The sequence below is a fragment of the Serratia plymuthica genome, assembly GCF_018336935.1.
Taxonomy (GTDB): domain Bacteria; phylum Pseudomonadota; class Gammaproteobacteria; order Enterobacterales; family Enterobacteriaceae; genus Serratia; species Serratia plymuthica_B.
The window spans coordinates 4,011,940-4,026,546 of record NZ_CP068771.1; the positions used below are offsets into that span (position 1 = coordinate 4,011,940).

General features: G+C 56.6%; 14 protein-coding genes. 6 read left to right on the forward strand and 8 right to left on the reverse strand.

What is annotated here, in order from left to right:
- Positions 1-8: 8 nt before the first annotated feature.
- From panF to JK621_RS18775, 8 genes are all read right to left on the reverse strand, one after another.
- Positions 9-1,454, reverse strand: a complete 1,446-nt coding sequence (panF, locus tag JK621_RS18740) for a sodium/pantothenate symporter (protein ID WP_212557156.1) — start codon at positions 1,452-1,454, stop codon at positions 9-11.
- Complete coding sequence (locus JK621_RS18745; protein WP_212560237.1) at positions 1,444-1,686, reverse strand: YhdT family protein; 243 nt, start codon at positions 1,684-1,686, stop codon at positions 1,444-1,446. Before JK621_RS18745 ends, panF begins: the two co-directional genes overlap by 11 nt.
- Positions 1,687-1,838: 152 nt before the next feature.
- Positions 1,839-3,188, reverse strand: coding sequence for an acetyl-CoA carboxylase biotin carboxylase subunit (accC, locus tag JK621_RS18750; RefSeq protein ID WP_212557157.1), 1,350 nt, complete (start codon positions 3,186-3,188; stop codon positions 1,839-1,841).
- A 10-nt stretch (positions 3,189-3,198) separates the two neighbouring features.
- Positions 3,199-3,663: an acetyl-CoA carboxylase biotin carboxyl carrier protein gene (gene accB / locus JK621_RS18755; RefSeq protein ID WP_212557158.1), complete on the reverse strand. Its 465-nt coding sequence runs from the start codon at positions 3,661-3,663 to the stop codon at positions 3,199-3,201.
- Between the two features lie 32 nt (positions 3,664-3,695).
- Complete coding sequence (gene aroQ / locus JK621_RS18760) at positions 3,696-4,148, reverse strand: type II 3-dehydroquinate dehydratase (protein WP_004948665.1); 453 nt, start codon at positions 4,146-4,148, stop codon at positions 3,696-3,698.
- A 241-nt stretch (positions 4,149-4,389) separates the two neighbouring features.
- A complete protein-coding gene (gene msrQ / locus JK621_RS18765; protein WP_212557159.1) occupies positions 4,390-4,989 on the reverse strand; it encodes a protein-methionine-sulfoxide reductase heme-binding subunit MsrQ in 600 nt (199 codons plus the stop codon).
- Entirely contained in the window at positions 4,990-5,991 is a 1,002-nt protein-coding gene (gene msrP, locus JK621_RS18770; RefSeq protein ID WP_212557160.1) for a protein-methionine-sulfoxide reductase catalytic subunit MsrP, read from the reverse strand.
- A 121-nt stretch (positions 5,992-6,112) separates the two neighbouring features.
- A complete protein-coding gene (locus tag JK621_RS18775) occupies positions 6,113-7,090 on the reverse strand; it encodes an MDR family oxidoreductase (RefSeq protein WP_212557161.1) in 978 nt (325 codons plus the stop codon).
- 305 nt (positions 7,091-7,395) lie between these two features.
- On the opposite strand from JK621_RS18775, the gene csrD reads away from it, so the two are divergent.
- The 6 genes from csrD to rng all read left to right on the forward strand — a co-directional run bounded on the left by csrD (position 7,396) and on the right by rng (position 14,470).
- Entirely contained in the window at positions 7,396-9,327 is a 1,932-nt protein-coding gene (csrD, locus tag JK621_RS18780; protein ID WP_212557162.1) for an RNase E specificity factor CsrD, read from the forward strand.
- A gap of 412 nt (positions 9,328-9,739) precedes the next feature.
- A complete protein-coding gene (gene mreB, locus JK621_RS18785) occupies positions 9,740-10,783 on the forward strand; it encodes a rod shape-determining protein MreB (protein ID WP_126485560.1) in 1,044 nt (347 codons plus the stop codon).
- A gap of 94 nt (positions 10,784-10,877) precedes the next feature.
- A complete protein-coding gene (gene mreC / locus JK621_RS18790; RefSeq protein ID WP_212557163.1) occupies positions 10,878-11,882 on the forward strand; it encodes a rod shape-determining protein MreC in 1,005 nt (334 codons plus the stop codon).
- On the forward strand, positions 11,879-12,367 hold the full coding sequence (mreD, locus tag JK621_RS18795; protein ID WP_212557164.1) for a rod shape-determining protein MreD: 489 nt from the start codon (positions 11,879-11,881) through the stop codon (positions 12,365-12,367). Before mreC ends, mreD begins: the two co-directional genes overlap by 4 nt.
- Positions 12,368-12,377: 10 nt before the next feature.
- The gene (locus JK621_RS18800) at positions 12,378-12,962 is read left to right on the forward strand and encodes a Maf family protein (protein ID WP_212557165.1); all 585 of its coding nucleotides are present in this window, start codon (positions 12,378-12,380) and stop codon (positions 12,960-12,962) included.
- Between the two features lie 38 nt (positions 12,963-13,000).
- A complete protein-coding gene (rng, locus tag JK621_RS18805; RefSeq protein ID WP_013814708.1) occupies positions 13,001-14,470 on the forward strand; it encodes a ribonuclease G in 1,470 nt (489 codons plus the stop codon).
- Positions 14,471-14,607 lie beyond the last annotated feature (137 nt).

Sequence of the window (14,607 nt, forward strand, 5' to 3'; positions counted from 1 at the left end):
TATTCTCTTTAAGAGGGTAATGATGACGCCACCCGGCGCTTTTCGCCGACGACGTTACCGATATAAAACGCCAGCAGGCTGAGCAACAACGAAGGCACGATAGGGTGCAACCCCGCCAACTGCAGCTTGAAGCTGGCCAATAGCGTATAGCATACCGCACCTGTCACCATTGAGCTAAGCGCTCCCTGCGCGTTGGCGCGCTCCCAGTACAGCCCAAGCACCAGCGGCCACAGGAATACCGCCTCCAGGCCGCCAAACGCCAGCAGATTCAGCCAGATGATCATTTCCGGCGGTCGCCAGGCCGCCAGCAGCACCAGCAGACCGAGGATCAACGTGGTCAGGCTGGAAAAACGCTTGATCAACCTTTCGTTCTGCATGTGCTGTGGGCGCACGCCAAGATAGAGATCTTTGACGATAGTGGCGGAAGATTGCAGCAGTTGGGCGTTAATCGTCGACATGATTGCCGCCATCGGTGCGGCCAGGAAAATGCCGGCGGCGTACGGCGGCAGCACGGTGATCATCAGCGTCGGGATCACCTGATCGGGGATTTTCAGATCCGGCAACACCGCGCGGCCCAACGCGCCGGCCAGATGCATGCCGAACATCAGCACCGCCACCACCATGGTGCCGAGAATAATGCCGCGATGCACCGCTTTGCTGTCTTTGTATGAGATGCAGCGCACCGCGGTATGCGGCAAGCCAATCACGCCAAAGCACACCAGGATCCAGAACGATGCCATAAAGGGCAGGCTGAGGATTTGCTCGCCGCCCTGCGGCGACACCAGCGCCGGGTCGATCTGTTGCAGTTTGTCCACCGCGCTGTGCAGGCCGCCGGCGGCGTGGATCACCGCAACCAGCAGCAGCACGGTGCCGATCAGCATCACCAGTCCTTGCATGGCGTCATTCAGCACGCTGGCGCGGAAACCGCCAAAGGCGGTATAGAGCGCGATGCTGATGCCGAAAATCAGCAGGCCGGTGTCGTATGGGATACCGGCCGCGGTTTCCAGCAGGCGCGCGCCGCCGATAAATTGCACCGTCATGGCGCCCAGGAACGCCACCAGCAGGCTGAGGCTGGCCAGCCATACCAACAGACGGCTTTGATAGCGGCCGTACAGCATGTCGTTCAGGGTGATGGCGTTATAGCGGCGCGCCAGAATGGCGAACTTTTTGCCCAGCACGCCGAGCGACAGCCACACCGCAGGCAGTTGGATCATGGCCAGCAGTACCCAGCCAAGGCCGTATTTGTAGGCGGCGCCGGGGCCACCGATGAAGGAACTGGCGCTGATATAGGTGGCGGTCAGCGTCATGGCCAGCACGAAGCCGCCCATTGACCGGTTACCGAGGAAATATTCGCTGAGGAAGTTGCCGCTCTGACGCCGACTGTAAGCATACACCGACAGCCCGAACACCAGCAGCAGGTAGGCGATTAACGGCAGGATCACTTCAGTTCGCATCGTTATCCTCCAGCGAAATATCGCGGAACACGCCGCGTACCATCAGCCAGCACAGGACGATAAACAGCAGCGGCACCAGCAGGCAGGCCATCTCGAACCAGTGCGGCAGACCGGTGATACCGGCATTGCTGGTCGGCAGATAGGCCGCCAGCGACCAGGCCAGCAGATAGAGCAGCGTCAGCCCCAGCGCCCAGCGCGCTTCGCGGTGTGCCTGAATAAAGCGTTTGTCCATCATTGTTTCCCACAGGTTTAGGGTGAGGGATGTACCAAAGGTAGGGAATTCTACGGCATGCCATCGTTTTGCCAAGCCGTTACCGGCCGAAACGAAAAAGAAAAAGGCCGGTGATTAACCGGCCTTCTGTCAGGCAATGCGTGGAGCCTGCCTTAGGTTTCCTGCAGACCCAGCTTCTTCTCCAGGTAGTGGATGTTGGTGCCACCGTGCTGGAAGTTTTCGTCGCTCATGATCTTTTGCTGCAGTTCAACGTTGGTTTTGATGCCATCGATGATCAGCTCAGCCAGGGCGTTCTTCATGCGGGCAATGGCCACGTCACGGTTTTCACCGTAAGTGATCAGTTTGCCGATCATGGAATCATAATACGGCGGTACGGTATAACCGGCGTAAATATGAGATTCCCAACGCACGCCGAAACCGCCTGGCGCATGGAAACGGGTGATCTTGCCCGGGCTCGGCAGGAAGGTGTTCGGGTCTTCGGCGTTGATACGGCATTCCACCGCATGGCCGTGGACCTTCACTTCGTCTTGTTTGATCGACAGCGGCTGACCGGCAGCGATGCGCAGCTGCTCTTTGATCAGATCCACGCCGGTGATCATTTCGGTAACCGGGTGTTCAACCTGAATACGGGTGTTCATTTCGATGAAATAGAACTCGCCGTTTTCATACAGGAACTCGAAGGTGCCTGCGCCGCGATAACCGATTTCCACACAGGCCTTCGAGCAGCGCTCGCCGATGTAACGGCGCATTTCGCTGGTGATGCCCGGTGCCGGAGCCTCTTCAACCACTTTCTGGTGGCGGCGCTGCATGGAGCAGTCGCGCTCGGCCAGATAGATGGCGTTGCCCTGGCCGTCCGCCAAAATCTGAATTTCGATATGACGTGGGTTTTCCAGGTATTTTTCCATGTAAACCATGTCATTGTTGAAAGCCGCTTTGGCTTCCGCTTTGGTCATGGAAATGGACTGTTCGAGATCTTTGTCGCTGCGCACTACGCGCATGCCACGGCCGCCGCCGCCGCCGGAGGCCTTGATGATCACCGGGTAGCCGATGCGCTTGGCGAAGGCACGGTTTTTATCCATGTCGTCGGTCAGCGGGCCATCGGAGCCAGGGACGCAAGGCACGCCGGCTTTCTTCATGGCATTGATCGCAGAAACCTTGTCGCCCATCAGGCGGATGGTTTCGGCTTTCGGGCCGATGAAGATAAAGCCGGAGCGTTCGATCTGCTCGGCGAAGTCGGCGTTTTCGGACAGGAAGCCGTAGCCCGGGTGGATCGCCACTGCGCCGGTAATTTCCGCCGCAGAGATGATTGCCGGGATGTTCAAATAGCTTTTTACCGAGGGCGCAGGACCAATACAGACGGTCTCGTCAGCCAGCAGTACGTGTTTCAGATCGCGATCGGCTGTGGAGTGCACGGCAACGGTTTTGATGCCCAGCTCTTTACAAGCACGCAGGATACGAAGCGCGATCTCGCCGCGGTTGGCGATAACAATTTTATCAAGCATGTTCGCCTCGTTATTCGATGACGACCAGTGGCTCGTCAAATTCAACCGGTTGGCCGTTTTCTACCAGAATAGCTTTAACAACGCCGGATTTGTCCGCTTCGATCTGGTTCATCATTTTCATGGCTTCAACGATGCACAGCGTGTCGCCGGCGTTCACTTTCTGGCCGATTTCGATGAAGGCTTTCGCATCCGGGCTTGGCGTGCGGTAGAAAGTGCCGACCATTGGGGAACGGACGATGTGGCCACTCATGGCCGCCGGTGCTGCAGGGGGTTCTGCGGCAGGCGCGCTGGCAACGGCGTTAGCCAGAGCCGGCTGCTGCGCCGGCATGGCATAGGCCTGCGGCATCATTGGGTAAGCCTGCGCAGGCGCGGCACGGCTGATGCGAACCGACTCTTCGCCTTCAGAGATTTCCAGTTCAGAAATGCCTGATTCTTCAACCAGTTCGATCAGTTTCTTGATTTTACGAATATCCATGAGTGTGATTCCGTACTCTTTTTGCGTAGCAATTAGTGGGTTTTTGACAGACGGTTAACCGCTGCCTGTAAAGCAAATGTGTAGCCATCCGCGCCGAGGCCGCAAATCACGCCTACCGCAACATCGGAGAGGTAGGAATGATGGCGGAAAGGCTCGCGGGCGTGCACATTGGAGAGGTGGATCTCGATAAACGGGATCTGCACCGCCAGCAATGCATCACGCAGCGCCACGCTGGTATGCGTGAACGCGGCAGGGTTGATCAGAATAAAATCCGTGTTGCCGCGTGCCTGATGTATGCGATCGATAAGCTGATACTCGGCGTTGGATTGCAGATGGCTCAGGGTGATATCCAGCGCGGATGCCTGGTTTTCCAATCCGTTAACGATTTCTGTGAGCGTCGTGCTGCCGTACTTCTCCGGCTCACGCGTCCCCAGCAGATTCAGATTGGGGCCGTTCAAAAGCAAAATGTGAGACTTGTCTGCCATTGTGCTGGTATCTCCGGCAATAAAACCATCATCGTAGAAAATAACCCGATGTCACCGATTTGTCACCTGTTAAGGGGGAAATTCACCCTGAAAACAGGAGCTAGGTCGAGCATTATAACGATATCGTAGCAATTCGCAGCTAAATACTGGTCTTATCAGCGAAGATATTCAACCCCAAATCGGCAAACTGACGATGGCGGTATTGCATTATGAGGGGTAGAACACAGAAAAGTTCCGCCTTTTAACGCCACCAATTGCGGAATTTTTTGTATCGCAGCGCCAGCAGCAGTATAGCCAGCAGGGCGTAAATGAAAGGTTGTGGGGAAAAAGTTTTTACCGACCACAGATAGTGAATCGGCGCCAGTATCGCCGCCAGATAGACGAAGTTATGCAACGTCTGCCATTTGGCACCCAGTTTGCGCATTGCCCATAGTGTAGAGGTGGCGGCCAGCGCGAGCAAAATCAGCCAACTGATAATGCCGAGTGTCAGATAAGGACGAGTCACCAGTTCGCGCCCCAGCAGGCCGATATTGCTCAGCCCCAATTCGAGCGTTGAATAGCTTATCAAATGCAGCGTGCCCCAGGCAAAACACCACAGCCCCACCAGGCGGCGGCAGCGGATCAGCAGCGGTTGGCGGGCATAGCGCGCCAGCGGGGCAATCATCAAGGTCGCCAGCAGCAGTTTCAGCGTCATTCTGCCGGTAAAATGCTGAATATCCTTGGCCGGATCGGCGCTGAACCAGCCCTGATCCACCGCCAGCAGCAGCCAGAGAAACGGCAGGAATGCCGCCAGATAAATGGCGACCTTGATCCCTTTGATGTGAAGCGGAGTTAAACGCACTTAAAAATTCTCCCGCAGGTCCATCCCGCGATACAGCGACGCGACCTGATCGGCATAGCCGTTAAACAGCAGCGTCGGCTGGCGTTTGACGTCCAGGATGCCGCCGGAACCGATAAAACGTTCGGTGGCCTGCGACCAGCGCGGATGATCGACGTGCGGGTTCACGTTGGCGTAGAAACCGTATTCATTGGGCGCAGACTCATTCCAGGTCGTCGGCGGTTGATCACGCACCAGGCGGATATGAACAATGGATTTAATGCCTTTGAAACCGTATTTCCATGGGGTGATCAGCCGCAGCGGCGCGCCATTTTGCGGCGGCAGCGTTTTGCCGTATACGCCGACGGTCAGCAGCGCCAGCGGGTTCATGGCTTCATCGAGACGCAGCCCTTCGACATACGGATACTTCAGGCCGCCGCCGATAAAGCGATCCTTCTGGCCCGGCATCTGTTCCGGATCGTACAGCGTCTGGAAGGCCACGTAGCGTGCATTGCTGTTCGGCTCCGCCAGTTTAATGAGTTTACCCAGTTCAAAGCCAATCCAGGGGACGACCATCGACCAGGCCTCTACGCAACGCATGCGGTAGATGCGCTGTTCCAGTGGGAAGCGCTTGATCAAATCATCGATATCCAGCGTGATCGGTTTACCGACTTCACCGTCGATGCGTACCTTCCAGCCTTCGGTTTTCAATCCCCCGGCATTGGCGGCGGGATCGGCCTTATCGAGACCGAATTCGTAGAAATTGTTGTAACCGGAAACCTTGTCTTCCGGCGTAAGTGCCAACTGGGATTGCCAGGCCGCAGGTTTGGTGAACGTCAGCGGTTTGCCCGGGGGTGCCTTGGGTCGATCGTGGCCTTTGAACCATGACAGCAAATCCGCCCGCGCAGGGGTGGGCAACGCCAGTGAAGCGGCGGTGATGCCCAATGCCTGCAACACTTTGCGCCGCTGATGAAACACGCTCTCGGGTGTGACATCGGCCTCGGTCAATTTTCGTTGTTTACTCATGGCATTTTCTCCGCGTCTTAAGAGTATAAGCATGGCGCGAAAGCAGGGCTTATGCGAGAGGCGACAGGAAAATATGAAATTTCGTAGAGCGGATTTCCCCCGTCGCCGGGGGAGATAAGATTTAGCGGATTTTCACTAGCGTGCGGCCGGTGACTTGGTTATTCAGTAGCGCTGCGGCAGTGGCCGGCGCCTGTTCCAGCGTAATTTCCTGCGTGGCCTGCTGGTAGAAGCTGTCCGGCAGAATACCGGCCAGGCGTTCCCAGGCGGTTTGGCGGCGGTGCAGCGGGGTATGCACCGAGTCCACACCCTGCAGGCGCACGTTGCGCAGAATAAACGGCATCACCGTGGTTGGCAGGTGGTAACCGCCGGCCAGTCCGCAGGCGGCGACGACGCCGTTATAGTTCATCTGTGCCAGCACTCGTGCCAGCAAGGTGTCGCCAACGGTATCTACCGCGCCGGCCCACAGCTGTTTCTCCAGCGGGCGTGGCGCTTCCAGATAGCCGCTGCGCGACAGTACCTCTTTGGCTCCCAGCGCTTTCAGGTAGTCGGTGTTGCTTTCGCGGCCGCTGATCGCGGTCACGTGATAGCCCAATGCCGTCAGAATGGCGATCGCCGCGCTGCCAACGCCACCGCTGGCGCCGGTCACCAGAATGTCGCCGTCATCCGGTCGTACGCCGCCTTCTTCCAGCGCCATCACGCATAACATGGCGGTAAACCCCGCTGTGCCGAGGATCATCGCCTGGCGTTCATCCAACCCATGCGGCAGCGGCACCAGCCATTCGCCGGATACCCGCGCCTGCTCTGCCAGGCCGCCCCAGTGATTTTCGCCGACGCCCCAGCCGGTGAGCACCACGCTCTGGCCATCCTTAAAGCGCGGGTCTGCGCTGTCGCGTACCGTGCCGGCGAAGTCGATGCCAGGTACCATAGGGAATTGGCGGATGATCTTGCCTTTGCCGGTGATCGCCAGCGCATCTTTATAGTTAAGGCTGGACCAGTTAACGTCGATCGTCACATCGCCATCGGGCAGTTGATCGCTGCTGATGTCTTTGATGTGTGCCAAAGTTTGCTCGTCTTGTTGTTCCAATAGCAGTGCGCGCATGTCACTCTTCCTCGCTTTTTCATTTTGCCGCAGATGGCTGAATCAGATTTATTTGACTATATGCATAATAAGGAATTTATGTCCTGATAAAGGACAAATAATGACGTTTTAAGGTTTTCTTCGTTGACTATGCTTGATAGGTTGAACGGCGTGATTTGCCGCCTCGCGTTGGCGGAACTAGCGAAGTAAAAGGTTATTTATTAATTAAAAATCAAGGTATTGAGTTGTATGCATTTGAGCGGGTTCGGGGCCTTTATACCTCCAAAGGTGAAAATTCACGTAACCATAACGGACAGGGCACAGGGATGCGATTTACCACGAAGCTGTCTACGCTGATCATCCTGCTTGTTGCTCTGGCGATGTTTTTGATGCTGATGGGGTGTTCATACAGTTTTTTCTACGTCACTCAGGATCGCCTGGAGCGCCGCTTCGATTCGCTGGTGACGTCGCTCGATCAGTCAATGCTGCATGGATCCCCAGATGAACAGCAGCAGTGGTTGCCGCTGGTGATGCGTCCGCTCGGTATCGTGGCCATCAGCGTCGATAGCGGCCGCACCAATCTCCTCACCTATAAACTGCCGACGTTGAAGCTGCCCTGGGATTCGCTGAACGGCTACCGTCAGGCCTCCCGGCCTTTGCTGCAGCACCCTGGCAGTTCGCTTAACATCACCTATATCGATCCGTTCGTCAGCGACGTGCGTTCGCTGCAATCCACCGGGGTTGTCACGCTGTCGATCGTCGTGATGTTGGTTATTTTGCTGTTCAGCCTGCGCTGGCTGCGTGAGCAGGCCGAGGGGGAAGATCGGCTGGAACGCCGTGCGCGACGCATTCTTAACGGCGAACGAGAGAGTGTGATGCAAGGCGATGTGCGCGAATGGCCGGCGAACGTCAGCGGGGCTCTGGATCGCCTGTTGGCGGATCTGGCGGAAGCGCGCGAAGAGCGTAGCCGGGTCGATACGCTGATCCGCGCCTTTGCCGCGCAGGACGCGAAAACCGGGCTGAACAACCGACTGTTTTTTGATAACCAACTGGCGACTCAGTTGGAGGAGGAAGGCTCGCACGGCATTGTCATGATGGTGCGGTTACCCGACTTCGATACGCTGCGGGAAACCCACGGCAACAACGCGGTACAAGAACTGATGTACTCGCTGGTCAATCTGCTGTCGACTTTCGTGATGCGCTATCCCGCAGCGCTGCTGGCGCGCTATTTCCGCAGCGACTTCACCGTATTGTTGCCGCACCGCACGCTGAAAGAGGCGGACGGCATCGCCGCGCAACTGGTGAATGCCATTGACGCACTCCCTTCAACGGCGCTAATCGATCGCGAAGCGTTCTTGCATATCGGCATCGTGGCCTATCGCAGCGGGCAAACCCCGGAACAGGTGATCGATTACGCGGAGCAGGCAACGCGGCACGCCACGTTACAGGGAGGAAACGGCTGGTACGTATACGACAGCAAGGTGCCCGAAAAGGGGCGCGGCAGCGTCAAATGGCGTACCCTGCTGGAGCAGGTACTGGTGCGGGGCGGCCCGCGCCTGTATCAAAAACCGGCGGTAACGGTGGAGGGGGACGTTCATCACCGTGAGATCATGAGCCGGATTTATGATGGAACCCAAGAGCTGTTACCATCTGAATATATGCCGTTGGTGCAGCAGTTGGGGTTGTCTGAAAGTTACGATCGCCAGCATATCAGCCGCATCCTTCCCCTGCTGGCGCTGTGGCCGGAAGAGACGCTGGCATTTACGCTGTGCGTAGATTCATTATTGCAGCGCAGTTTCCAGCGCTGGCTGCGCGATACCCTGCTCCAGTGTGAAAAAAGTCACCGTCGACGAATTCTGATTGAACTTGCAGAGGCAGATGTGTGTCAACATATCGACCGTTTGCGCCCGGTGCTGAGATTGCTTTCAGGATTGGGGTGCCGTCTTGCCGTTTCTCAGGCGGGATTAACCGTGGTCAGTGCCTCCTATATCAAGTCATTACCGGTGGAGATCGTCAAACTCCACGCTGGTTTGGTGCGTGGGATTGATAAGCGCGATGAAAATCAGCTGTTCGTGCAGAGCCTGACCGGCGCCTGCGAAGGCACCCGCGCCAAGGTGTTTGCCGCCAGCGTGCGGACGAACAACGAATGGCAGACGTTGAAAGAACGTGGGATCCTGGGTGGGCAGGGCGACTTTTTTGCGCCGCCGGAGCCGATAGACGTGGGGCGTAAAAAATATTCGCGCCGTTATCGCGTTTAACCTGAATGCCGGGCAAAAATTGACGTAGAATGAGCGCCAATTCATCTGGGCAATTTTATCTGTCATTTTGGGATTATCCCCAAACTGCCTGCGACAAGAACGCCTATTTGATATAGGCTCTTGTCAGCCCTTTTCTGTTGTACGTTGGTAGGTGCTTACCACCCGCGTCAATCAGGGAATATGTTAGATTTTATGAGCTGTGTTACGCCGTTTCGTGCGCTGACAGGGTGGTAAACTGAGCCTTTGTTCAGGGAATTCAGGCCCCATCCAATTTCCGTGCATTCGAGCAGAAACAATACAGACTATTTTTCACCGAAGCAGAACATTTTTGCGCCTTGTCGCTGCTTCGTGTGGTTGGTAAAGTAGGCGGATTTTATTTTCCGCCCCCAGCTTGCAGGATTATCCTTTAGTTATGTTTAAGAAATTTCGTGGCATGTTTTCCAATGACTTGTCCATCGACTTGGGTACCGCCAATACCCTGATTTATGTTAAAGGGCAAGGCATTGTACTGAACGAACCGTCGGTGGTTGCCATTCGCCAGGATCGTGCCGGTTCACCCAAGAGCGTTGCGGCCGTGGGTCATGACGCCAAACAGATGCTGGGCCGTACGCCTGGCAATATCGCGGCTATTCGCCCGATGAAAGACGGCGTGATCGCCGATTTCTTCGTGACCGAAAAAATGCTGCAGCACTTTATCAAACAGGTTCACAGCAACAGCTTCATGCGACCAAGCCCGCGTGTGCTGGTGTGTGTACCGGTTGGCGCAACTCAGGTTGAACGCCGCGCCATTCGCGAATCCGCCCAAGGGGCCGGTGCGCGTGAGGTGTTTCTGATTGAAGAACCGATGGCTGCGGCAATAGGTGCAGGCTTGCCGGTATCGGAAGCGACCGGTTCAATGGTTGTGGATATCGGTGGCGGTACGACTGAAGTGGCGGTGATCTCACTGAACGGTGTGGTGTACTCCTCTTCCGTACGTATCGGTGGCGATCGCTTCGACGAAGCCATCATTAATTATGTGCGTCGTAACTATGGCTCGCTGATTGGCGAAGCCACCGCCGAACGCATCAAGCACGAAATCGGCTCAGCCTATCCGGGCGATGAAGTGCTGGAAATCGAAGTTCGCGGCCGTAACCTGGCTGAGGGCGTGCCGCGCGGCTTTACCCTGAACTCCAATGAAATCCTCGAAGCGCTGCAAGAGCCGTTGACCGGCATCGTCAGCGCGGTGATGGTGGCGCTGGAACAGTGTCCGCCGGAGCTGGCCTCTGACATTTCCGAACGCGGCATGGTGTTGACCGGCGGCGGCGCACTGTTGCGCAATCTGGATCGCCTGCTGATGGAAGAAACCGGCATTCCGGTAGTCGTGGCAGAAGATCCGCTGACCTGCGTAGCACGTGGCGGCGGCAAGGCGTTGGAAATGATCGACATGCATGGCGGCGATTTGTTCAGCGAAGAATAGTCAGCCCCAGGAAGGAGGAATCGTATCGGATGACTGCGCAAAGCGAAAATCAGGTACGGTTCCTCTTTCTGTTGTCGAGGAACTCGCATAATTTATGAAGCCGATTTTTAGCAGGGGGCCTTCCCTGCAACTCCGACTTTTTTTGGCGGTGATTGCGGCCATTGGCCTGATCGTTGCCGATAGCCGTCTCGGTACGTTCGTGAAAATTCGTACCTACATGGACACGGCCGTCAGCCCTTTCTATTTTTTGGCCAATGGGCCACGTAAAGTTTTGGACGGCGTTTCAGAAACGCTAGCTACCCGCCAACAGCTGGAGCTGGAAAACCGCGCTCTGCGGCAGGAACTGCTGCTGAAAAACAGCGATATTCTTCTTCTTGGCCAATTCAAGCAGGAAAACGCCCGCTTGCGTGAGCTGTTAGGCTCGCCGCTGCGCCAGGATGAACACAAAATGGTCACCCAGGTGATCTCCACCGGTTCCGACCCTTATAGCGATCAAGTGGTGATCGACAAAGGTTCGGACAATGGCGTTTATGAAGGCCAGCCGGTGATCAGCGATAAAGGCGTGGTCGGCCAGGTGGTGGCGGTGGCGAAGGTGACCAGCCGCGTGCTGCTGATTTGCGACGCCTCTCACGCGCTGCCGATTCAGGTGCTGCGCAACGATATCCGGGTAATTGCCGCAGGCAGCGGTTGCGCCGACGATCTACAGCTCGAGCATCTGCCGAACAATACCGATATCCGCACAGGGGATGTGCTGGTGACTTCAGGCCTGGGCGGCCGTTTCCCGGAAGGTTATCCGGTAGCGGTGGTCTCCTCGGTTAAAGTGGACAATCAGCGCGCCTATACCGTGATCCAGGCGCGGCCAACCGCAGGTCTGCAACGTTTGCGTTATCTGCTGCTGCTTTGGGGTGCCGATCGCAATGGCGATATGCCGCTGCCGCCCGATGAAGTTCACCGTGTCGCCAATGAGCGCCTGATGCAGATGATGCCGCAGGTATTGCCGCCGTCCGACGCCATGGGCCCGCAACCGTCCCTGCCTGCAGCGGCAACCGGCGCCGCTGCGCCGCAGACCGCCGCACCGGCTGCGGGAGCCGCGCAATGAACCGCTACCGCAGCAACGGGCGCTGGATAATCTGGCTATCATTTTTGGTCGCGCTGGTGCTGCAAATCATGCCGTGGCCGGAGCAACTTTATATGTTCCGGCCGTCCTGGCTGGCTTTGATCCTGATTTACTGGGTGATGGCGCTGCCACACCGGGTGAACGTCGGCACCGGCTTCGTGCTGGGGCTGGTTATGGATCTGATCCTCGGCTCCACGCTGGGCGTACGCGCGCTGGCGTTGGGTATCATCGCCTATCTGGTGGCGTTCAAATTCCAGCTGTTCCGCAATATGGCGCTATGGCAACAGGCGCTGATCGTCGTGCTGTTGTCCCTGGCGATGGACGTTGTGGTGTTCTGGGCTGAGTTTTTAGTGATCAACGTCTCTTTCCGCCCAGAGGTGTTCTGGAGTAGTGTGGTTAACGGCATTCTGTGGCCGTGGTTGTTCCTGTTGATGCGCAAAATCCGCCGTCAGTTCGCCGTACAGTAAGGGTATATCAATGACTTCGCTTTATCTGGCCTCCGGCTCTCCGCGTCGACGCGAATTACTGACCCTGTTGGGCGTTGCGTTTGAAATTATCCTGACGGATACCGAAGAACAGCGTCGGGAAGGGGAAGCCGCAGAAGCCTATGTGCGCCGTCTGGCGCAGGACAAGGCCAAAGCGGGCGTGGCGCTGGCGCAGCAGGACTGGCCGGTGCTGGGTGCGGATACCATTGTGGTGCTCAACGGCCGGGTGTTGGAAAAACCGCGCGACGAAGCGCATGCGGCAGAAATGCTGGCGATGCTCTCGGGCAAGCAGCATCAGGTGATGACCGCAGTGGCGATCGCCGATAGCCAGGACGTTTTGTGCCAGCTGGTGGTGACAGACGTGACGTTCCGCAACCTGTCACACCAGGATATCTGCGACTATATTGCAACGGGCGAGCCGATGGATAAAGCGGGCGCCTACGGAATTCAAGGAAAGGGTGGTTGTTTCGTCAGAACGATAACCGGGAGTTATCACGCGGTGATGGGTTTGCCGCTGGTCGAAACACATGAGCTGCTCAGTCATTTTGTCGCATTACGTGATGTAAGAACCGGTTGATGGGCGCTGCCATTATCGACCGGCTCTGAGGAGAAGGCATGACAGCTGAGCTACTGGTTAATATCACACCGTCTGAAACGCGGGTTGCCTATATTGATGGCGGCATCCTGCAAGAGATCCACATCGAGCGCGAATCCAAACGCGGCATCGTCGGCAATATTTATAAAGGGCGCGTAAGCCGCGTCTTGCCGGGTATGCAAGCGGCATTCGTCGATATCGGCCTGGACAAGGCCGCCTTCCTGCACGCCTCCGATATCATGCCGCACACCGAATGCGTCGCCGGCGATGAGCAGAAGAATTTCCACGTGCGCGATATCGCCGAACTGGTGCGCCAGGGGCAGGATCTGATGGTGCAGGTGGTGAAAGATCCCCTTGGCACCAAAGGCGCGCGCCTGACCACCGATATTACCCTGCCTTCGCGTTATCTGGTGTTCATGCCGGGTGCGGCGCACGTTGGCGTTTCGCAGCGCATTGAAAGCGAAGCCGAGCGCGAGCGGTTGAAAAAAGCCGTAGCCGCCTACTGCGACGAGCTGGGCGGTTTTATCATCCGCACGGCGGCGGAAGGCATCGGCGAAGAAGAGCTGTCGCAAGACGCCGCATTCCTCAAACGCCTGTGGACCAAGGTCATGGAGCGCAAAAAGCGCAATCAGACCAAATACAAATTGTACGGCGAACTGGCGTTGGCGCACCGCATTCTGCGCGATTTCGCCGGCGCGGCGTTGGACAGGATCCGCATTGATTCGCGCCAGACTCACGATCAACTGGTGGAGTTTACCGGCGAATACATTCCGGATATCACCGACAAGCTGGAGTTGTACGCCGGCAAGCAACCGATCTTCGACCTGTACGATGTCGAAAACGAAGTCCAGCGGGCGCTGGAGCGCAAGGTGGAGCTGAAATCCGGCGGTTACCTGATCATCGACCAGACCGAGGCGATGACCACCGTGGATATCAACACCGGTGCCTTTGTCGGCCACCGCAATCTCGACGAAACCATTTTCAATACCAATATCGAAGCGACGCAGGCCATTGCCCGTCAGCTGCGGTTGCGCAATCTGGGCGGTATTATCATCATTGACTTCATCGACATGAACAATGACGAACATCGCCGCCGGGTGCTGCATTCGCTGGAGCAAGCGTTGAGTAAAGATCGGGTAAAAACCACGATCAACGGCTTCTCTCAGCTAGGCTTGGTTGAAATGACGCGTAAACGCACGCGCGAAAGCATTGAACATGTGCTGTGTCATGATTGTCCTACCTGTAATGGGCGCGGAACCGTGAAAACGGTGGAAACCGTCTGCTACGAAATTTTGCGTGAAATTGTGCGTGTACACCATGCTTACGATTCCGATCGTTTCCTGGTCTACGCCTCTGCGGCGGTTGGTGAAGCGCTGAAAGGCGAAGAATCACATGCGCTGGCCGAAGTGGAAATCTTTGTTGGCAAACAGGTTAAGGTGCAGATCGAACCCTTGTACAGCCAGGAACAGTTTGACGTCGTCATGATGTAAAACGGTTCATAATCTGCTGCGCTTGCTGATCCTGCGTTGGAAAGACGCGAAAAATGCTCATTTACTGCGTGTAAACTCCGCTTTTTCGCGTTTTTCTGCCTTGTCTGAGCGGCGCTCGCTACGATTATGATTCGGTT